Origin of the sequence: Streptomyces sp. NPDC048462 (assembly GCF_043200175.1) — a bacterium.
Classification (GTDB): Bacteria; Actinomycetota; Actinomycetes; order Streptomycetales; family Streptomycetaceae; genus Streptomyces.
The window spans coordinates 540,293-559,967 of sequence record NZ_JBICXG010000003.1; the positions used below are offsets into that span (position 1 = coordinate 540,293).

16 protein-coding genes are annotated in these 19,675 nt (G+C 70.4%); 3 read left to right on the forward strand and 13 right to left on the reverse strand.

Going from position 1 to position 19,675, the window contains the following annotated elements:
- Window positions 1-39: 39 nt before the first annotated feature.
- Window positions 40-555 (forward strand): hypothetical protein, encoded by a 516-nt coding sequence (locus ACGFU6_RS08380; protein ID WP_393608999.1) that lies wholly within the window; start codon window positions 40-42, stop codon window positions 553-555.
- Window positions 556-1,693: 1,138 nt separating this feature from the next.
- Here the strand turns inward: ACGFU6_RS08380 and menC are convergent.
- The 11 genes from menC to ACGFU6_RS08435 all read right to left on the reverse strand — a co-directional run bounded on the left by menC (window position 1,694) and on the right by ACGFU6_RS08435 (window position 14,499).
- Window positions 1,694-2,806, reverse strand: a complete 1,113-nt coding sequence (gene menC / locus ACGFU6_RS08385; RefSeq protein ID WP_393609000.1) for an o-succinylbenzoate synthase — start codon at window positions 2,804-2,806, stop codon at window positions 1,694-1,696.
- Window positions 2,807-2,834: 28 nt separating this feature from the next.
- The gene (locus ACGFU6_RS08390; protein ID WP_393609001.1) at window positions 2,835-3,608 is read right to left on the reverse strand and encodes a GNAT family N-acetyltransferase; all 774 of its coding nucleotides are present in this window, start codon (window positions 3,606-3,608) and stop codon (window positions 2,835-2,837) included.
- A complete protein-coding gene (locus ACGFU6_RS08395) occupies window positions 3,605-4,687 on the reverse strand; it encodes a M20 family metallopeptidase (RefSeq protein ID WP_393609080.1) in 1,083 nt (360 codons plus the stop codon). Before ACGFU6_RS08395 ends, ACGFU6_RS08390 begins: the two co-directional genes overlap by 4 nt.
- A gap of 232 nt (window positions 4,688-4,919) precedes the next feature.
- Window positions 4,920-5,942 (reverse strand): dipeptidase, encoded by a 1,023-nt coding sequence (locus ACGFU6_RS08400; RefSeq protein WP_393609003.1) that lies wholly within the window; start codon window positions 5,940-5,942, stop codon window positions 4,920-4,922.
- Between the two features lie 78 nt (window positions 5,943-6,020).
- Window positions 6,021-6,713: an ABC transporter ATP-binding protein gene (locus tag ACGFU6_RS08405; RefSeq protein ID WP_393609004.1), complete on the reverse strand. Its 693-nt coding sequence runs from the start codon at window positions 6,711-6,713 to the stop codon at window positions 6,021-6,023.
- The gene (locus tag ACGFU6_RS08410; RefSeq protein WP_393609006.1) at window positions 6,710-8,527 is read right to left on the reverse strand and encodes a dipeptide/oligopeptide/nickel ABC transporter permease/ATP-binding protein; all 1,818 of its coding nucleotides are present in this window, start codon (window positions 8,525-8,527) and stop codon (window positions 6,710-6,712) included. The genes ACGFU6_RS08405 and ACGFU6_RS08410 overlap by 4 nt, the downstream gene beginning before the upstream one ends.
- Window positions 8,527-9,516 carry an ABC transporter permease gene (locus ACGFU6_RS08415; protein ID WP_393609007.1) on the reverse strand — a complete coding sequence of 330 codons (990 nt, stop codon included), beginning with the start codon at window positions 9,514-9,516 and terminating at the stop codon, window positions 8,527-8,529. The genes ACGFU6_RS08410 and ACGFU6_RS08415 overlap by 1 nt, the downstream gene beginning before the upstream one ends.
- Window positions 9,513-11,096: an ABC transporter substrate-binding protein gene (locus ACGFU6_RS08420; protein WP_393609009.1), complete on the reverse strand. Its 1,584-nt coding sequence runs from the start codon at window positions 11,094-11,096 to the stop codon at window positions 9,513-9,515. The genes ACGFU6_RS08415 and ACGFU6_RS08420 overlap by 4 nt, the downstream gene beginning before the upstream one ends.
- A 218-nt stretch (window positions 11,097-11,314) precedes the next feature.
- Window positions 11,315-12,211: a serine hydrolase gene (locus ACGFU6_RS08425; protein WP_393609011.1), complete on the reverse strand. Its 897-nt coding sequence runs from the start codon at window positions 12,209-12,211 to the stop codon at window positions 11,315-11,317.
- The gene (locus ACGFU6_RS08430; protein WP_393609012.1) at window positions 12,202-13,149 is read right to left on the reverse strand and encodes a serine hydrolase; all 948 of its coding nucleotides are present in this window, start codon (window positions 13,147-13,149) and stop codon (window positions 12,202-12,204) included. The genes ACGFU6_RS08425 and ACGFU6_RS08430 overlap by 10 nt, the downstream gene beginning before the upstream one ends.
- Before the next feature lie 27 nt (window positions 13,150-13,176).
- Entirely contained in the window at window positions 13,177-14,499 is a 1,323-nt protein-coding gene (locus ACGFU6_RS08435) for a serine hydrolase domain-containing protein (protein WP_393609013.1), read from the reverse strand.
- A 176-nt stretch (window positions 14,500-14,675) separates the two neighbouring features.
- Here ACGFU6_RS08435 and ACGFU6_RS08440 point away from each other — a divergent pair, with 176 nt between their 5' ends.
- Complete coding sequence (locus ACGFU6_RS08440) at window positions 14,676-15,263, forward strand: isochorismatase family protein (RefSeq protein ID WP_393609014.1); 588 nt, start codon at window positions 14,676-14,678, stop codon at window positions 15,261-15,263.
- A gap of 15 nt (window positions 15,264-15,278) precedes the next feature.
- On the opposite strand, the gene ACGFU6_RS08445 is transcribed toward ACGFU6_RS08440, so the two are convergent.
- Together ACGFU6_RS08445 and ACGFU6_RS08450 are read right to left on the reverse strand one after the other, a co-directional pair.
- Entirely contained in the window at window positions 15,279-16,952 is a 1,674-nt protein-coding gene (locus ACGFU6_RS08445) for a PucR family transcriptional regulator (protein ID WP_393609016.1), read from the reverse strand.
- Between the two features lie 85 nt (window positions 16,953-17,037).
- On the reverse strand, window positions 17,038-17,811 hold the full coding sequence (locus ACGFU6_RS08450) for an aspartate/glutamate racemase family protein (protein WP_393609017.1): 774 nt from the start codon (window positions 17,809-17,811) through the stop codon (window positions 17,038-17,040).
- Between the two features lie 401 nt (window positions 17,812-18,212).
- Between ACGFU6_RS08450 and ACGFU6_RS08455 the strand changes: the two genes are divergently transcribed.
- Complete coding sequence (locus tag ACGFU6_RS08455) at window positions 18,213-19,562, forward strand: pyridoxal phosphate-dependent decarboxylase family protein (RefSeq protein WP_393609019.1); 1,350 nt, start codon at window positions 18,213-18,215, stop codon at window positions 19,560-19,562.
- Window positions 19,563-19,675 lie beyond the last annotated feature (113 nt).

The window sequence follows — 19,675 nt, forward strand, 5'->3', positions numbered from 1 at the left end:
GCGCCCGGGCAGACGAGAAGCAAGGGTGTGAGGCAGCCGATGGCTGACATGGATCGCAGGAGCATTCTGCAGTTGACTTCCGCGGCGACCATCGCCGGGGGACTGGTGGTGGGAGCGGGTGGCGCCGCCCACGCGGCGCGCAAGGCTGCCCGCCAGATCAGCATGAAGGGGACGCGCACGGGCGCCAACATTCCGGACGTACTCACGGTGGGCCTCCCGTACTTCGTCCGGTACGACCTGACGGACGCCGAGGGTCGCAACGTGGGCACAGAGAACGCGCACTGTCTGCCCGTCACTGTGGGTCCGGACGGCTCGTTCGTCATGGCGACACTGGTTCTGAGCCTTGCCGACGGCATGATCACGGCTGCCACCGCTTTCCAGCGGCCGCTTCCTGCCGTGACCGAACTGTTGGCCAACTCGCGCCAGTGGTCGCATGTTTTCGCGATCACCGGAGGCATCGGGAGCTATGAGGGTGCGGCGGGTTCGGTCACGATCGAGCACCTCACTCGCGACGAGGACGCGCTGACTGTCGCCTTGGCCGACGCTTCCCTGTAACCGGCCGACCGGTGCAGCTTGCGGCCTCGGCGGGCCTGCGACCGTACGGGTGGGCTCCCCGGGCCTACCGAGTCCATCCGTACGTCGCAGAGTCAAGCGCTATGGCTCCGGACGGACGCCCGTATCCGGAGCCGTACCCCGCAGCTCGCTGACTCGGTACGTGCCTCCAAGTGGACCCGCACCAACGGGCTCTGTCGGGCGGCGGCAGTTGTGGCACCGGCCCGGTCCGTGGACGCTGTGGGCCCGCGTGTCCGGCGGCATGCCGAAGCCGCGCGCTGAGGCTGTGCCGGCAGCCTGGTCGAGGACGGTGAAGTTGCCTTGGCGAGCACCTCGACTGACGACCGGCGGAAGCGCCCGCACCCTCCCTCAAACAGCTCGAAAGTCGGGTTTTCCGGTGCTCAAGCGTTTTCGCCATCTGTGACCGATCGATGGCCAGGCTCACGGCGAGGAGGCCTTGGACGAAAACTGCACCGTCGCGTCGGCGCACACGGAGGCGGACGCAGTCGAATGCGGCGTGGAGTTCTGGGGCACCGCCGAGCTCAGATCATGCATGGTTGGAGGCGGGTGGGGGAGCGGTGGCCGCAGAGGCCATGGACGCCACTTCCTCGTGTGCGATGGGGACGGGTACGTGTCGGCACACGGTAGAAACATGCAGGTCAGGCGCACATGTGGCGGGGTGGCATAGTTCGGGGGCCGGCTACGCGTGCAACCGCTATGCCGACTCGCGGAAGGGCCGTTCAGCGACTCGGGGGCGGCCGAAACGAGTGCCTTCTGAAGGAGCACGGAGGAGCGTCCCGAAAACGACATTCAGAGACTGTGGCAACTTAACGCCAGAATTTCCGGCGCATCGCACTAGCTCGACGAACGCTGCGCCGACTGGATACTGACCGTCAAAGGCAACAGGCCCACGGTGCACCAGCAATTGGCCGGCCTGCTCTGGCGGGTCGGCCAGGACGCACCCGATGCGGTGAGGCGGTCCAGTATCGAGGAGCGGCAGGTGGGGTCGTCGGCGGGCGGTGCTGAATGTGCCGGGACCGGTTCGTCCTGGAAGACGAGTACCTGGCGGCACGGTGAGGCAGGGCCGAAGGTGGCGAGCTCCCGGACGGCCGACCACCCGGGAGCCCTTGCGCCGGCTGGGTCAGAGTGCGATCCATTCACGGGAGGTGGTGACGGCGTCGAGGATCTCGGGCAGCGGCTGGGTGCCGAGGCCGGGGCCGGTGGGGACGTCGAGGTGGCCGTCGGAGAGGACGAACGGTTCGGTGATGTCGGTGGCGAAGTAGCGGTTCGAGCCGGAGGTGTCGCCGGGGAGGGTGAAGCCGGGCAGGGCCGCGAGGGCGACGTTGGCGGCGCGGCCGATTCCGGTCTCGAGCATGCCGCCGCACCAGACGGGGATGCCGTGGGCGCGGGCGAGGTCATGGATGCGGCGGGCTTCGAGGTAGCCGCCGACCCGGGCCGGCTTGATGTTGATGATGGAGCAGGCACCCAGGGAGATGGCTGCTGCGGCGTCGGCGGCGGACTCGATGGATTCGTCCAGGCAGACCGGTGTGCGCAGCAGCTTCGCGAGCTGGGCGTGCTGCACCATGTCGTCGTTGGCCAGAGGCTGTTCGATCAGGAGCAGGCCGAAGTCGTCAAGTTTCGCCAGCTGTTGCGCGTCGACCAGGGTGTAGGCGGCGTTGGCGTCGACCTGGAGCAGCAGGTCGTCACCGAAGCGCTCGCGGACGGCGCGGACCGGCTCGACGTCCCAGCCGGGCTCGATCTTGAGCTTGATCCGGGCATAGCCCTCGGAGACGTACCCCTCGACGGCGTCGAGGAGTTCGGGGATGGAGTCCATGATGCCGACCGAGACGCCGCAGGGGACCCGGTCGCGGGCGGCGCCGAGATAGGAGCCGAACGATTCGCCGGAGGACCGGAGCTGGGCATCAAGGACGGCGCTCTCCAGCGCGGACTTGGCCATGTGGTGGCCGGTGAAGGGCTCCAGAATCCGTCCCACGGCGGCGGCGGCGTCGACGCCGCCGGTGGGCAGGGCGGGGATGAGGAACTTGCGCAGCACGTCCAGGGCTCCGTCGACGTACTCGGAGCAGTAGCGGGGCTCGGACATGGCCGCGCACTCGGCCCAGCCCTCGCCGTCGGAGGTGACGACGCGGACCAGCAGGACGTCGCGGCTGGTTTCGACGCCGAAGGAGGTGCGGAAGGGGGCGACGAGCGGCATCGCGATACGGCGCAGCTCGACGCCGGAGATCTTCGTCTTCATTGCGGGTGGCTCCTGGGAGTTGTTGCCTTTACGCGGCGGGGGCGCGGCGCAGAACGTAGCTGCGTCGGTCGTGGAAACCGACGACCTGCGCGCCGTCGGCGAGCAGGCCGCCGAGGGTGTGGCGTACGGCGAGCCGCCAGGCCCGGGCGGCGCCGGGATCCGAACGGCGAAGGGCCTCGATGTCGTCGGGCAGGTCGATGAGGATGGTGGTGGCGTCGGCCGTGCCCGTCGCGGGGCGGCCGTCGTCGTTGCGGATGGCGTGGACGGCATCGGCGGGCAGTTCGGGGGAGGAGGGCGCCGGCGGCTCGGGGGACGCGTCGAGATCCCAGGCCGTGAGGGCGCGGTCGGATTCGTCGCCGCCGTTGATGGCGTCGTCCATCTCGCCGTAGAAGGAAGTCAGGTACTCCTCGGGGCGGGCGCCGAGCTTGACCAGGTTGAAGTAGGCGTTGCGGCGGATGAGCGGGTCGTAGGTCCAGGTGATCCGTTTCAGGCCGCGGGTGAGTGCCCATTGGCGTTGGTGGAGCTTGAGGGCGAGGCCGGCGCCGCGGCTCTGGACGGCCCCGGTGATGTGGGAGTGCAGGCCGGTGCCTATGGGGTCGCTGTAGAAGGCGACGGACGCCCCGATCAGCCGGTCGTCCTCGTAGGCGCCGGCGATGTAGTTGCCGGCATGTGCCAGGGCTCGCATGATCTCGGCGGAGATGGGTGCGCCGTCCGGGGCTGTTCCCCATACGTGGGCGAAGAGCCGGGCGACGGTGTCGAGTTCCCGCATCGTGTGGAGTTCGCGGATGGCGGGCTGGTTCACTGCAGCGCTCCCACCAGGTGGGCCAGGAGCCTGGCGCGGGCCGGCATGGTGGCGGTGATCACGTGTTCGTGGTCGGCGTGCGCGCCGTCGCCGACCGCGCCGAGACCGTCGAGGGTGGGGCAGCCCGCGCCGGCGGTGTAGTTGCCGTCGGAGGCACCGCCGACGGCCGCCCGCTCCAGCGGGCCGAGGCCGAGCCGCGCTGCCTTCTCGTCGGCGAGGGCGAACAGCCTGCGGGAGGCATCGGGGTCCAGGGGCGGGCGGTTGGGGCCGCCGTCGATCTGCAGGCGGGCGCCGGGATTGTGCTGCTGCAAGGTTCTGATGAGCTGGTCGACCGCCTCCTGCGCGGCCGCGGTGGGGACACGGACGTCCACACTCAACTCGGCCCGTGCGGGAACCGTGTTGCTCGCTGTGCCGGCCGACATCAGCGTCGGGGTGATGGTCGTTCCCGGGCCGGTCGAGCCGTTGACCGAGTCGGCGACGGCCTGCAGGGCCAGGAGCTGGTGCGCGAGTTCCGTCGCGGCATTGACACCCTTCTCCGGTTCCAGTCCGGAGTGGGCGGCGCGGCCATGGACTGTGATGTCGTACAGGGAGACGCCTTTGCGGCTGGTCTTCAGGGCTCCGCCGGGTGCCGATGCCTCGAGGACGAGGGAGGCCGCGCACTGGCCGGCGAGCTCCTCGATGAGGGGGCGGGAGGTGTCCGAGCCGGTCTCCTCGTCTCCGGTGACCAGCACGCACACGCCGTCGAGGGAAGGCAGCAGGGTCAGGGCGTGGAACATCTGGACCAGGCCGGCCTTCATGTCGAAGACGCCGGGGCCGCGGGCGATGCCCTGTTCCACCGACCAGGGGTGGGTCTTGAGAGAGCCCGTCGGCCAGACGGTGTCGTGGTGGCCCAGGAGCAGGATGCGCGGCGTTCCGAAGGTCCACTGGACGTGGGTGACGCCCTCGACCACCAGCATCCGGGGTTCGGCGCCGAGCAGGCGCAGGCCCTGGGCGGCGACCACCTGGGCACTGCGGGCCACCGCTTCGTGGTCGGCGGAGTAGGACTCGTAGGTCACGAGTTCTCCGAGGTCGCTGAGCATGGCGTCGAGAGAGGGCCTGCGGTCCGCGGGCGCGAAGGGGGTTACGGGGTCATGCGGCACGGTGAGTCCTCCAAAGTGGGATGACCCTCACGCTAAATTCGCAGGCCGGGGTCGAGTTGGTGGTGCTGTGACAACCTGGGCGGCCGGTTCGTATCCAGAACCGAACAGGCTGAGCCGGGGCGGCGGCGGGCGGCCCGCCGGACGCCACCTCGCCACGTTGGCTCTTCTGCGGTCAGCCCATGTGCTTGCTCATGAGCCGCTGCGTGTTCCCGCCGAGGACCTTGACGATGTCGTCCTCGGCCAGGCCCCTCCGCAGCAGGGCTTCGGTGACCAGGGGCATCCCGGCCGGGCCCTCGAGGCCGGGGAAGTCGAACATCGGGTCCTCGTCGTCCAGGCTCTCGCAGCAGGGCGGGGTGACATCGGTCATGACCTCACGGACGAAGTCCGCGCCGAGCCCGACGTGGTCGATGCCGGCGATCGAGACGATGTGCTCGATGTGGTCGACGATGCGGTCGGCGCTCACCTTCTCCTGGTCGTCGGTGAGGAAGTCCGGAACGAAGTTCACGCACACCACGCCGCCGGTGGCGGCCACACCGCGGATCTGGTCGTCGGTCAGGTTGCGGTGGTGGTCGCGCAGCGCGCGGGCGCACGAGTGGGTCGCGATCAGCGGCCGGGTGGCGAGTTCCAGGACGTGGGTGACGCCGCTCGCGCTCAGATGGGAGATGTCGAAGAGCATGCCCAGGCGTTCCATCTCGCGCAGAGCCTCGATGCCGGGGGCGGGCAGCCTGCTGCGGGTGGCGTCCTCGCGGCTGCCGTCGGCGAGCGGAGTGCGTCCCCAGTGGGCGATGGACGCGATGCGCACGCCGAGGCGGAACAGCGTGGCGAACAGCTCGATGGAAGCGTCGATGCCGGGCGCGCTCTCCAGCGCGAGGACGAGGGCGATCTTGCCCTGGGCGAGCGCGGCGTCGATATCGGCGCCGTTCAGACACAGCGCGGCGTCGCCGGCGTTGTCCTCGGCCAGGCTGTGGGCGCATTCGATCATGCGGAGGGTCTGGCGCAGCGCTCCTTCGGGCCGGTACTGGTCGTCGATGAATACCGGCAGGACCTGGATGTCGATGCCGCCTTCGCGCAGTTGGGGCAGCCAGCGTTCGCGGAAGAAGCTGCCCCAGCGCCTGGGCGGGCGGGCGGCGACGGCCATGAGGAGATCGTTGTGTGCGTCGGCGACGACGGCGCGGTGGTGCAGGTCCAAGGTCACGAAGAGTGCCTCTCTGGTGATGAAGGAAGGGGCCCGACAGCCGTCCGGGGGAGGCCGTCGGCGGAAGGGGGGGCGGGATCAGGTGTGGTCGAGCCGGGGTACCGCGTCGAGGAGGGCGCGGGTGTAGGCGTGCCGCGGGGTGGTGATCACCTCGTCGACCGGGCCTGACTCCACCAGGCGGCCGTGGCGCATGACGGCGACCGCGTCGCACACGTAGCGCACGACGGCGAGGTTGTGCGAGATGAACAGCATGGTCAGGCCGAGTTCGGTCCGCAGATCACGCATCAGGTTGAGGACCGCGCCCTGTACGGACACGTCGAGGGCGGAGGTGATCTCGTCGGCGATGAGTACCTGCGGGCGGGCGGCCAGGGCCCGGGCGATGGCGACGCGCTGTCGCTGACCGCCGGAGAGCTCGCGCGGGTACTTGCCTGTGTAGGAGGCGGGCAGGGCGACGAGTTCGAGCAGTCGCGCGAGTTCTGTGGGCCGTTGGGCGCGCGGGACGCGGGTGCCTTCGGCGATGGCCTCGCCGATGCTCATGCGCGGGTTGAGGGAGGAGTAGGGGTCCTGGAAGACCATCTGGACCTGCCCGCGCTCGACACCGGAGATCGTGCCCCGGTACGGGGTGAGACCGGCGGCGGCCCGGGCCAGGGTCGACTTGCCCGAGCCGGACTCTCCGACCAGGCCGGTGACTTCGCCCCTTGCCACCTTCAGGCTGACGTTGTCCACGGCGGTGAAGGAACCGAACCGTACGGTCACGTCGGTGATGTTCACGGCGCCTCCCAGCAGGCCACCGCGTGTCCGTCGGTGGCGGTGCGCAGTTCGGGGCGGGTCGCGCACCGGTCGGTGGCGAGGGAGCAGCGGTCGGCGAAGGCGCAACCGTCGGTGACGTCGCCAGGGGCGGGCTGGCGCCCCGGGATGGTGGACAGGGGGCGGGAGCGGTCGGTGTCCATGTCGGGGAGCGAGCCGATCAGCGCCCGGGTGTAGGGATGGCGGGCGTCGCGCAGGGAGGCGGCCGGGAGTTCCTCGACGATGCGCCCGGCGTACATCACGGCGATGCGGTCGCACAGTTCGCTGACGACGGCGATGTCGTGGGAGATGAACAGGGCGCCGGCGCGGGTGCTGTCAACGGCTTCGCGCAGCACTTTGATCACTTCGCGCTGGACGGTCACGTCGAGTGCGGTGGTGGGTTCGTCGGCGATGATCAGGCGCGGGGTGCCCATCAATCCCATGGCGATGACGGCGCGTTGGCGCATGCCGCCGGACAGTTCGTGCGGGTACTGGCGCACGACCTGGGCGGGTTCCTTGATGTGTACCCGGGCAAGCCGCTCGACGGCGCGGGCCCGTGCCTCGGTGCGGGTGGCTCCGTCGTGCAGGGTGGCGACCTCGGTGAGCTGGCCGCCCACGCGCAGGGCGGGGTTGAGGGAGGACGTGGGGTCCTGGAAGACCATGGCCAGGGAGGTGCCGAGCAGTTTGCGGCGGTCGGCTTCCTTCAAGGAGCCGAGGTCCACACCGCACAGCCGGGTGCGGGCGCTGCCCACCAGCCCGGGGTAGGGCACGATCTGTCCGATCGCCGCGGCGGTCATGCTCTTGCCACTGCCCGACTCGCCGACCAGACCGACGATCTCCTGCTCACGTACGGTCAGCGACACCTGGCGGACGGGGGTGATGCCGCCGGGGAACGCGACGGTCAGCTCGCGCACTTCCAGGACCGCGTCAGGTAGCGGAGCGTCTGTGGCCAGGGCGATGAGGGGTGCGGCGGGTTGGCCGGCGGGGCCGCCGGAGCCGGCGGCGGCCCTGGCGAAGGTGTCGCCCACGAGCATGAAGCCGAGCCCCGCGAGTGCGACCGCGGTGGCTGGCGCGACGACGACGGAGGGGGTGATGTAGACGTGGCCGAAGGCTTCGTTGAGCAGGCGCCCCCAGTCGTAGGACGGGGCCTGGACGCCCATGCCGAGGAAGGACATCGCGGACAGGCCGAGCAGGGCGGAGCCCATGGCCTGGGCGGTGTTGAGGATGAGTGGTTCGGCGATGTTGGGAAGCAGGTGCCGGGTCAGAACGCGGCGGCGGGGCACCTGCAGCATGCGGGCGGCCGCGATGTAGTCGGCACCGGCGATGGACGCGGTCAGGGTGTGGGTGAGGCGGGCGAAGGTCGGCGCGATCGCCACGCCGATGCCCAGCACGGCGCCGCGGGCTCCCAGGCCGGTGACGACGGCGGTGAACATCGCCAGGAGCAGGGCGGGGAAGGCGACGAGGATGTCGACCCCGGCGATGACCACGCGTCCGGCCCGGTGCGGCAGGAGGGCGGGCAGTGCGCCCAGGACGATTCCGCAGACGGTGCCGATCAGGGTCGCGAGGAAGGCGAGGCCCAGGGTGAGGCGGGTGGCGACCAGGGCGCGCGCGAGCAGGTCGCGGCCGAGCGCGTCGGTGCCCAGCAGGTGCGCGCTCGATGCCCCTTGGTTGATCCGGCCGGGGTCTATGCGGGTCGCGGCGGCCTCCCATATCGGCGGGCCGATGAGAGCGAGCAGCACCATGACCGCGACCAGGGCGGCGCCGAGCAGACTCGCGGGGTTTCTCAGCAGGCGGCGCATCAGCCCTCTTGACGGTTGGTGGCGGACAGGGCGGACTTCGGGTCGAGGAGACCGAGGACGATGTCGACGAGGAAGTTGATGATCAGGACGAGCGCGCCGTAGACGAGGATCATGGCCTGGGCGACGGGATAGTCCTTCTGCGTGATGGCCTCGACCGTCCGCTGCCCGAGGCCGGGCCAGGCGAAGACGTTCTCGACCAGGACACTGCCGGTGATCAGCCCGCCGAGGAGCAGGCCGCCCATGGTCAGGGTCGCGGTGAGGGTGTTGGGCAGCAGATGCACCGCGTACAGCCGCACGGCGGGCAGCCGCTTGGCGTGCGCCAGGCGCATGTAGTCGGTGTCCAGTTCGCGCTGGGTCTCCACCCGGGCCAGTCGGGCGATCATCGCCGCGGGGGCGATCGAGAGCGCGGTGACGGGCATGAGGTAGGAGGTGGGCCCGGTCAGCCCCGCGGGCGGCAGCAGCCCCAGGCCGAGCGCGAAGACGAGCAGCAGCGCGAGGCCGTAGAGGTATTCGGGGATGGCGACGGCGGCGCCGGTGAGCGTGGTGAACGCGGTCTCCGTACCGCGTCGGCGTCCCTTGTGGGTGCGCACTCCGGCCCACATGCCCAGGGGGACCGCCACCACGAGGGCGACGAGGGTGGCGAGCAGCGCGAGCGCCAGCGTGTTGGGCAGGCCCGCGGCGATGATGCCGCTCACCGGCTGGGAGGAGAAGAACGAGGTTCCCAGGTCACCGCTGCACACGTGCTGGACGTAGTGCAGGAACTGGGTGGGCAGCGCGTCGTTCAGGCCGAGTTCGGCGCGGCGTGCATCGACGAGTTGCCTGGGGGCGGTGGGGCCGAGCATCTGTCGCAGCGGGTCGCCGGGGATCAGGTGGATCATCGCGAAGGACGCCACGACGAGCACGGCCAGGGAGATGGCAAGGCGCAGCAGGTGGCGGGCGAGGAACCGCGGGGTCAGGCGCCGCGCGCGTCGCAGGGGAGTGGTGCTCACTTGTCGGCTCCCGTCATCCGGATCGACGTCGGGTCGAGCAACCCGGCGGTGATGCGGAACGTCGCGTTGTGCGCCGCGGTGCTGAGGGTCTTGTCGACCACGGGGATGAGGTCGCCGCTGTCGAACAGCGCGCTCTCCGACGCTGACCATTGCGCACAGCCCGCTGCTCCGGGGAGCGTGCTGGCCTGGGCTGTGAGCTTGTCGTAGGTCCTGTTGGTGAGGTGGGCGAAGTTGCCGCCGTCGGGAGTGAAGGGACCCGACAGTGCGCCGAGCAGCTGGGTGGGCAGCGTGACGCCGAGCGGCGCCCAGTCCACGTCCCAGTCCTGGGTGACCGTCTCGATCTCGCCGTAGGCGGCGTCCGACAGGGCCCGCAGTCGTACGTCGACGCCGGCCTTCTTCCAGGCGTCGGCCAGGTACTCGGCCGCGGCCGCCATCGTCTCGCCGCCCGACGTGCCGTAGATCATGCGGAGGGTGAGCTTCTTGCCGCCCTTGCGGCGGACCCCGTCGCCGGAACGGTGCCAGCCCGCAGCCTCCAGGGCCGTCTCGGCGGCTTGCGGGTCGTGGGCGGGGAGGTGTCCGCTGACGGTGTCGGCGGGGCAGGTGCGCGGCTGCGTCACCAGGCCGGTGGGTCGCTCTCCGGTGCCGCCCGTGGCGATCGCCCCGAGGTCGTGCAGGTCGACTGCCTGGAGGAGGGCTGTGCGGACGGCCCGGCTGTGCCCGGGGTGTCCGGTGCCCTGGTGGAAGAAGAACTCCTGGGTGCCGTTGGGCTGGGCGGTGGCGGTGATGCCCGGGACGTTGGTCACCCGTGCACGGTCGGGTCCGGCGAACTGCGCGGCGTTCAGCTGGTGGGAGAGCAGCAGGTTCGCCGCGGTCGACTCGCTCCCGACGACCTTGAGGACGACCGAGTCCGGCATGGCGGGGTCGGAGGCGGTGGCTCCGCCGGGGCCCCAGGCGTAGTCCGTGCGCCGGGTGAAGGTGTAGCTCTGGTTCGGCCGGGCCGACGTGAGCCGGAAGGGGCCCGAACCGGACGTGCCGCTCTTGAGGAGGGAGCGGTCTTTGAGTCCTTTGCCGCAGACCATGAACAGGTACCGGGTGCTCTGCAGGATGAACGCGAACGGCGCGGGGGTGGACAGTGTCACCGTGCCGGCGGTGTCGTCGGCCTTCGCGGTCAGGCCGTCGGGGACCACGACGCCGTAGGCGGGCGACTTGGTTGCCGGGTCGGTGATGTGGTCGACATTCGCGGCGATCGTGCTCGCCCGCACCGGGCTGCCGTCGGAGCAGGTGGCGTTCCGGCGCAGCGTGAAGGTGACCGAGGACGGCTTGACCGCCCACTTTTCGGCCAGGCCCGAGACCACGCGACCGTCGGAGCCGATGTTCACCAGGGTGTCGTAGGCGAGCGACAGGGCGGTGTACGTGGTGGTGTTCTGCACCTGGGCCGGGTCGAGCAGACCGGGGTCGCTCTTGAGTGCGAAGCTGAAGGCGTCACCACCGGCCGATCCGGCCTGGCCGCCGGCACTGCCGCAGCCGGCCACCAGTAGCGACGCCGCGAGACACGCGGCAATCGCTCGGGCTCTGTTCATTCGGGGCTCCCTTGGGGCGGAAAGGTTGCCTCACATTCGCGGCTGCTGGCCGGAATTGATTCAGATCTGGCGACAAAGACGGCAGGTGGTTTTCGGACCGCTGTCCAAAAGCGGCAGGTCTGGTGTGTGCCGGGCACGCGGGCCGGCACACGCGAGAGCCCCGGACCACGTTCGTGGTCCGGGGCAGGCGGGGGCGCGGCTGGGGCAGTGCCGTGCGATCAGGCGCGCAGATGGTCGATGACTGCCCGGGCGGCCCGGCCGATCGCGCGGTCCGTGTGCGGCTGCCGGTCGGCCACGCGGGCGGAGCGCAGGAAAACCCCGACGGCGTAGCGCTTGCCGTCCGGATACTCCACGACTCCGGCCTCGTTGCGGATCGCGAAGTCGGTGCCCGTCTTGCCGGCGATCCGCACACCGCTCTCGGGAAACCCGGAGACCAGCCGGTGCTGCCACACCTGCCGGCCCATGATGCCGCGGACCTCCGCGCACGCCCGGGCCGGTCCCGCTTCGTCACGCCAGATGGCGGCCAGCAGCGCGGTCACCTCGCGCGGGGTGCTTGAGGGGCTGCGGTGCGGGTCGTTCACACCGAGGGCCAGCAGCCTTTCGTCGGGGATGCCGGGCAGCTGGTCATCGATGGAGGAGCCAGGGGCGAGGCCGAGTTCGCGGCGGATGTCGTCGTCCAGGGCGTGGCAGGAGGAGACGCCGAATCCCGTGAAGCCGAGCCCGTCCAGGAGAGTGCGGACCCGGTCGGGGCCGACGATGTCCAGGAGCAGGTCGGTCGCCGCGTTGTCGCTGATCGTCATCATCATGAAGGCCAGGTCGCGGGCGCTCATCTCGACGTCGTACAGGCATCCGTCGGTGCCGCTGCCACCCGCCCGGTAGGCGGAGGTCACGGTGTGCCGCGCGGCCGGATCCAGCTGTCCCGCAACTGCCTGGCGTGCGTACTCCAGCACGATCGGGATCTTGAAGACGGAGGCGAGAGAGACCCGGTCATCGGCTCGGTGGCCGAACTCGGCGCCGGTGTCGAGATCGCGGGCGTGGACGAACCCCTCCACCCCTGCTCGGGCGAAGACGTCGCAGAGCTCGGTGCGGACGCGGTCGGTGCCGGCTATGGGCATGTCGTCTCCGTACGGTGTGGGGCGGTTTTCTGGGCACGGGTGGCGCGCAGGTGGTCGACGGCGGTCCGGGCCGCGCGGGCGATCGCGGTGTCGGCTGCGGGGTTGCGGCCGCCGAGGGCGGGGGTGCGCAGGAAGACGGCGACGGCGAACCGGCCGCCGTCGGGGTACTCGACGACACCGGCCTCGTTGAGGACACCCCACAGGGAGCCGTTCTTAGCGGCGACCTTCACCTCACTGGCGAAGCCGGCGATGAGACGGTGGGTGGAGAGCTGCCGGCTCATCAGGTCGCGCACCTCGGCGCAGGCTTCGGCCGGGCCGGCCTCGTCGCGCCAGATCGCGGTGAGCAAAGCGGTGATCTCGCGGGGTGTGCTGGACGCGGAGCGGTGGGGGTCGAGCATGGCCAGGCCCCGGATGCGCTCCTCGCCGACCGCGTCGAGCTGGGCGTCGATGTCGCCGTTCGTATCGATGCCCAGCTCTTCCCAGACCGGGTTCCACAGGTCGCGGTAGCGGCCGACCGGTATCCGCGGACAGCCCAGCTCGGCGGCCACCTCGCGGACGTACTCGACGCCGAGGATCTCCATGAGCTTGTCGGTGGCCGCGTTGTCGCTCATCGAGAGCATGAAGAACGCCAGGTCACGGGTGCTCATCGTGACGTCGTGCAGGCAGCTGTCGGTGCCGATGCCGCCGCCTTCACGGTTGGTGGAGGCGATCGTGTGCCGCGCCGCCCGGTCCAGCCGCCCCGCGGCCGCCCGGCGGGCGTAGGCGAGCGCGATCGGGATCTTGCGCAGGGAGGCGACGATGACCGGTTCGTCGGCTCGCAGTACGACCTCGTGGTCGCTGTCGATGTCGCGGGCGTGTACGAAGCCGGCCACACCGGCCTCGTCGAAGACCGTCTTCAGGGCGTCGGTCACCGGGCCGGCCGTAGGGGTTGGGGACATGCAGGCGCTCCGATCGGTGTGGCGGCTTCAGCCGGTCCTGGGGGTGGCGCGGCCGCTGTAGTGCAGATACGACGGGCCGTCGACGCGGTTCTCGAACACCACCGCGTCCCACGTCGGGTCGCCTTCGGTGCGGCCGACGAACGTGGTGGCGTCGACCGCGGTGAGGTCCAGCGTCCGCGGCTGCGCGAGGCCGGCCAGGATCCCGGTCGGCTCGGTGCGCAGGCGCAGGCCGGCCTGGTGGGAGGTCACCTGGATCCTGCTTCCCGCCCGTTCGTAGACGCCGGTGAACGCCTCCACGTCCACGTCCACCGGTTCGGCGGGCGGCGCGAGCGGGTCAGGAACTCGTATGCCGTGCAGCGCGTCGAGGAGTTCACTGACCAGGCGGTGCTGGAAATCGGCGCTGCGACCGCCGTTGACCAGCAGGCAGATGACGGTCTCCAGGCCGGGCAGGACCCACAGCGCGGCGTGCTGGCCGATGGTGTCGCCGGTGTGGGCCGCCACCTGCTGGCCGTCCCACTCGTCCAGGCTCCAGCCGATGCCCCACTGCCGTCCGCCGCAGTGCGGGTTGGGCAGGTCGACCAAGGCCCTGCGCATCACGGCCGGGTCGGCGAGCAGCGCTCCGGGGGTGAGGTGGGCGCGGCCGAAAGAGACCACGTCCGCAGCGGTGGCGCAGATGAGCCCTGCGGGGCCGATCGACCGCGGCAGCCCCCACGCGGGCGCGACACTCCCGTCATCGCCATGGCCCATGGCGGCACCGAATCGCAGCACGTCCTCCGGCAGCGTCCAGGTGTGTGTCAGGCCCAGAGGCTCGCAGACCTGCTCACGCAGGGCCTGGTCCCAGACCTTGCCGGTGAGCTGTTCGACCACCCGGCCGGCGATGACGAAGCCCGAATTGCAGTACGAGTGGGAGTCCCCGACCGGGAAGGTCTGTTCCAGTGCGGCGCACGCCTCGACGTACCGCTCAAGGCAGTCGTCGCCCCGCCCGGTGTCCACGAAGAGGTCTCCGTCGATACCGGAGGTGTGAGTGAGCAGATGCCGCAGTGTGATCGCGGCGGTGGCCCGCCGGTTGCCGACCGTGAAGTCGGGCAGTACCTCCACGACGGGGGTGTCCAGCGTGGCAAGGCCCTGCTCGATCAGGAGCATCAGCTGGGTCGCGGTCCAGACCTTGGTGATCGAGCCGATCTGGAACAGCGAGTCGGTGTGCGCGGAGGCGCCGGTGGCGGTGTTCAGCACACCTGTGGCGCACTCGTACAGCTCGCCGCCGGACCAGAGCGCCAGGCTCGCGCCCGGCACCTCGCTCTCGGCGGCCAGCGCCGCGAGACGGCTCGCCCAGTGCTCCATATCGGCCATCACGCACACCTTCGCAAGTAGTTGGTGGAACCTGGCCCGCAGCGTACGCACGCCAGGCCCCGGGGCGGTTCGTCTCCTGGTACGAAACGGCTGGTCACGGCTTGAGCGGGCAGACGAATGCCGGACCCGGCGCGGTTCCTATGGTGGCGTCACCCTGGAGATCTTGAGGAGACGAGATGCCGCTGATCGACCGTGACGACTCCGCGCTGGTGATCATTGATGTGCAGAGCAACTTCTACCCGCCCACTCGGCTGGACGTGGACCGGCAACGGTTCCAGGAGATGGTGCGGCGCATCGCCTGGATCACCTCGGTGGCCGACCGCCTGGCCGTCCCGGTCGTGGTGACCGAGGAGGATCCTGCCGTCAGCGGCCACACCGTTGCGGAGATCCGTGAGGCACTGCCGGCGAAGGCCGTCACGCTGGCGAAGAACGCCTTCGCCGTGTGGGACAACCCCGGCATCGCCGCGGCGATCGAAGCCACCGGCCGCACCACGATGGTCCTGGTCGGGATCGAGACCGACATCTGCGTCGCCCATTCCGCGATCCAACTGCACGACGCGGGCAAGCGTGTAGTCGTCATCGACGACGCCGCCTACTCGCCCGGCCGGGCGCACGACCGGGGATTGCGACGCGTGACCGGACAGGGGATCGAGACCTTGTCCACCAAGGAACTGTTCTACGACTGGGTGCGCACCATCGAGTGCGCGGACACCTTCCACGACACTCACCGCGACCTCACGCCCCCACCAGGTGTCCGCCTCTGAACCCGGCGGGGCCGATCAAACGACCGAAGGCGTGGGGCCCGTTCCCCCGGAGCGGGCCCCACCGTCCTCGTCCATGGCCATCAAGCGCAGCTGGAGCATCGCGGCGAACCGGGCCGCGGGGTCCTGCAGGTCGATCTGCCCCACCTCGGCCACCCGGCGGATTCGATAGCGGAAGGTGTTGGGGTGGACGAACACGCTGGTGGAGGCGCCGATCACGTCTCCGAAGGCGTCCAGCCAGGCGCGCAGCGTCTCGACCAGGTGGGCGTTGTGCTTGGCGTCGTAGGCCGCGAGGCGGGCGAGTGGGCCGGAGACCTCGTCGCGGTTGCTGATCGCCAGATCCCGCATCTCCAGCAGGAGCGCGTCCACGTACACGTCGGCGATCGCGGCGACGCGCTGAGAGGCCCGGCCGCTGAACAGTACGCGCAGCGTGCGGTCGGCATTGGCCCGGGAGCGCGCGAGGCCGGCCGGTTCCGAGGCCACCGAACCGATCCCTATGACGGCGCCCGCTCGGCCGCCGGTGCGGTGCAGGAAGTTCGAGGCGACCTGTGCGGCGCGCTCGCGGGCGCGGGCCGTATCCGACGTCACCGGGAACAGCGCATACGCCACATCGCCGAGCAGGGCCACGGCGGAGCGTGGCTGGACCGCACTCAGGTGCACGGCCAGAGCCGCGGCCAGGCGTTGGTGCTCGGCGGTGACATGGGCGTGGTCCTCGCCATGGCCGGGCGCCAGTCCCATGGCCATGACGAGCGTGGGCTCATCGACCAGGCCCAGGCGGCCGAGCGCGGCGATCGCTCCGGCGCCGCCTTCCAGCGCGGTCGCGACGAGGTCGGCGCGTAGCCGGTACTCGGCGTCGGTGCCCGCCCTGAAGCGGAGCATGTGCAGGGCGACGAGCTTGGCCGCCTCCAGGAAAGCCTCCTCCCGCTCGCCGGTCAGCGGCTCGCGCAACGTTGCCCAGACCGAGCCGAGGAACTCGTCCCCGGCCCGCACCGCCACCGCTACCCGTGGCAACGCCACCTGGTCACCCAACGTGGGTGCCGGTACGTGCACAAGGCGCTCGCTGCGGTACAGCTCCTTGAATACGCCGTGTTCCTCGTGGTGGCGCAGATACCGCTCGGGCACCTGCCGGGCCAGGATGCTCTCCACCCGAGGGGCGTCGGCCGTGTCCTGCCCGCCCGAGAAGGCAAGGATCTTGGATCGGCGGTCCTCGATGGTGACGGGCGCGTTCAGCAGCGTGGCGATGGCGTTGGCGAGGGCGAACAGGTCGCCGGACGGCACCCCGCCCAGAGTGTGTTCCTCACCCTCACCGACGTCCCCCTCGGACAGCAGGGTGCGCAGCATCGCCGCCAACTGGGCCCAGGACGCCCCAGGGGTCAGTGCCAGCAGGGCGACGCCGGTCTCGGCCACCGCCCGCTCGATCCGGTCCGCGTCGTCGATCGGGCCCCTGACCACCAAGGCCGCGGCTTCATGGGCCTGGAGGTCGTACAGGAGCTCAGCGATCTGTTCGGGTCCGCTGACCGCGTTGCCGAGCACGATCGCGTGCGACGGGTAGTGCTGCTCGTCGTGAGGGTCGTGAATACCGACGCCACCGATTTCGACGGCCCGTCCGGTGTCGCCGTGCAGCAGGTCCAGGAGAGTGGAGCCGAGATCATCGAGCACCCGGCTGAGGCTCCTGGCGGGGTGTGTCGACATGTGCCTGATCATCTCCGCAGGTTAGGACCGTGAAAGCCCTGCGAATTCGTACCTGCGGACGAGGATACGTCAGGAGATCCGTGGCTCAGGACGAACAGGGTTGACCGGCTCGCCACAGCCGGGACACCGCGGTGTCCACCAGGGCGTCGGTGGAGTCGACCACCGGCATGATGCGCGCCGCCACTCCGCTGATCAGCGGGATCTCCGTGCATGCGGCGATGATGACCTGTGCTCCCTGCTTCTTGAGGGCCTTGGCGGCCGTTGCGATCTGCTGTTCGGGCTCGACCAGCTCTGCCCCGGCCTTGACCGCGCGGATGGCCGGATCGACCGACGTGATCTGCAGGCGGGCGGAAACCTGGAGTACCTCGATGCCGAGGCGGGAACCGGCACGCTCGTACAAGCCGGCCCGGCGCGTTCCCTGCGTCGCGAGAATGCCCACCCGTGTGGTGTCCGGTCCCGTGCTTGCCGCGGCGTGCAGCGCCGCCTGGATCATGTCCAGTACCTCGATGCCGGTGGCCTTCGCCACCTGCTCGACATAGGCATGCGCGGTGTTGCACGGGACGGCCAGGCACCGCGCGCCCGCTTGCTTCAGCCAGCGCGCGCCCGCGACGAGCGCCGGTACGGGGGAGGGACCGAGGCCCAGCAGCGCGGCGGTCCGGTCCGGGACCGCCGGATCGGCCCACATCAGCACCGGAATGTGCCCCTGATCGGAGTCGGCCGGGGTCCGCGCGACGAGCCGGCGGTAGAAGTCGGCCGTCGCCAGCGGCCCCATCCCCCCGAGGATGCCCAGAGCCGGGCGAGCCCGCCTCACCGCTCCGCCTTCACACAACGGGCGGACGCCGGAGCGCGGGGCAGACACTCGCGTGAGCGGTGGCAGGAAATCGGGACTACTCAAGGAAAGTCGGCCTTCCTGATCTCGGTGGCGGTATCTCGGTGGCGATACAGGAAAGATCCTGGTCTGCCACCGCGCCCGAGAAGTTGTCGCACGGGCCAAAACCACCGGCTCGCATTGGGCCGCTCATCCCGACCACGGCGCACACGCCACCCCAGTCGTCTGCCCGCCCAGCCCGTTCGGTCCTCACGACGAAGCAGGTGCCACAAGCATGTGCGTGCCCCCGAAGACCGTCCGCGCGCTCCCGGTTTCACTGGCCGTCAGCCATCTCGGCGGCCGGACGCGCCACTGCACGGTCACCCGCCGGCCGTCGTCGCACCCGCTGCGAAACCGGGCGGCCCACAGCCCATCAACGCGAAAGCCTCTCCATGCACACGCACGACGCTGCCCTGACCGACCTGATTCTTGAGCACGTACGCGACCGCCTCGAGACCGGATCCACGCCGCTCCACCACCCTGGCCAGCCGGACAAACTCGAACACGCTCTGGCAGGGCTCCTCGGACCCGAGGGCCAGGACCCGGCAGACGTCCTTCGCCTGTACGCCGAGCACCTCGCCCCCTCCTCCGTCGCCTGCGACAGCCCGCGTTTCCTGTCCTTCGTCCCCGCCGCTCCCACACAAGCCGCCGTGCTGTTCGACATGCTCGTCTCCTGCTCGTCGATCCAGGGCGTGTCCTGGAAACTGGCATCAGGACCGATCGCAGCCGAAAACCAGGTACTGCGACTCATCGCAGACCTGGCCGGAATGCCGGCCGCCACCGGTGGCTGCTTCGTCTCCGGCGGCTCAGCCGGAAACCTCTCCGCCCTCGTGACCGCCCGGGACACAGCCCGCCTCGAACGAGGCCTCGGCGACCACGACCCCGTCAGGATCGCCCTGTCCGATCAAGCCCACTCGTCCATACACAACACCCTGCGCATCATCGGCGCGGAACCGCTCGTGGTACCCACGACCGACCACCGCCTCACCGGCACGGCCCTGCAGGCCGCACTCGCCACGGCCCCCGACACTTCCAACGTCATCGGCGTGGTCGCCACGGCGGGCACGACCAACGCCGGCATCATCGACGACCTCGCCGGAATCGCCCGGACCGCGAGGGACTTCGAGCTGTGGTTCCACGTGGACGGCGCCTACGGCGGTGCCGGCCTGCTCGCTCCCACCGTCCGCCAGCGCTACCTGGGGATCGAGCACGCGGATTCCCTCGTCATCGACCCCCACAAGTGGCTGTTCGCCCCGTTCGACTGCGCCGCCCTGCTCTACCGCGACCCGACCCTGGCCAAGGCGGCCCACACCCAGCACGCTTCCTACCTCGACGCCTTGCAAACCGGCAGCCACGCCGAATGGAACCCGGCCGACTACGCCTACCACCTGACGCGCCGCGCCCGCGGCCTGCCGTTGTGGTTCTCCCTCGCTGTCAACGGCACCCGGGCCTACACGCAGGCCATCGAAAGCGCCCTCTCCCTGGCCGCCGACACCGCTGCGCTCATCCGCGACACCCCCCACCTCGAACTGATTCGTGACCCCGAGCTGTCCGTCGTCCTGTTCCACCGGACCGGGTGGACCCGCACCGACTACACGGCCTGGTCGAAGCGGCTCCTGGCCGACCAGACCGGCTTCGTTGCGCCAACGGGCTGGGAAGGCCGGACCGTCTGCCGTTTCGCGTTCCTGAATCCGGCAACCTCACTCGACCTGGTCCGGGAGATCCTCGACACCATGGTGTGAGAAAGACCAGTGAGGTCGCAGGGGCTCCGGTGCTCCGGGAAGGGCTTCAGATCGTCGGCGCGTGGCTCGGGGACGCCGGGCAGCCGGGGCGGGTGTAGTCAGCGGGTCCCGGC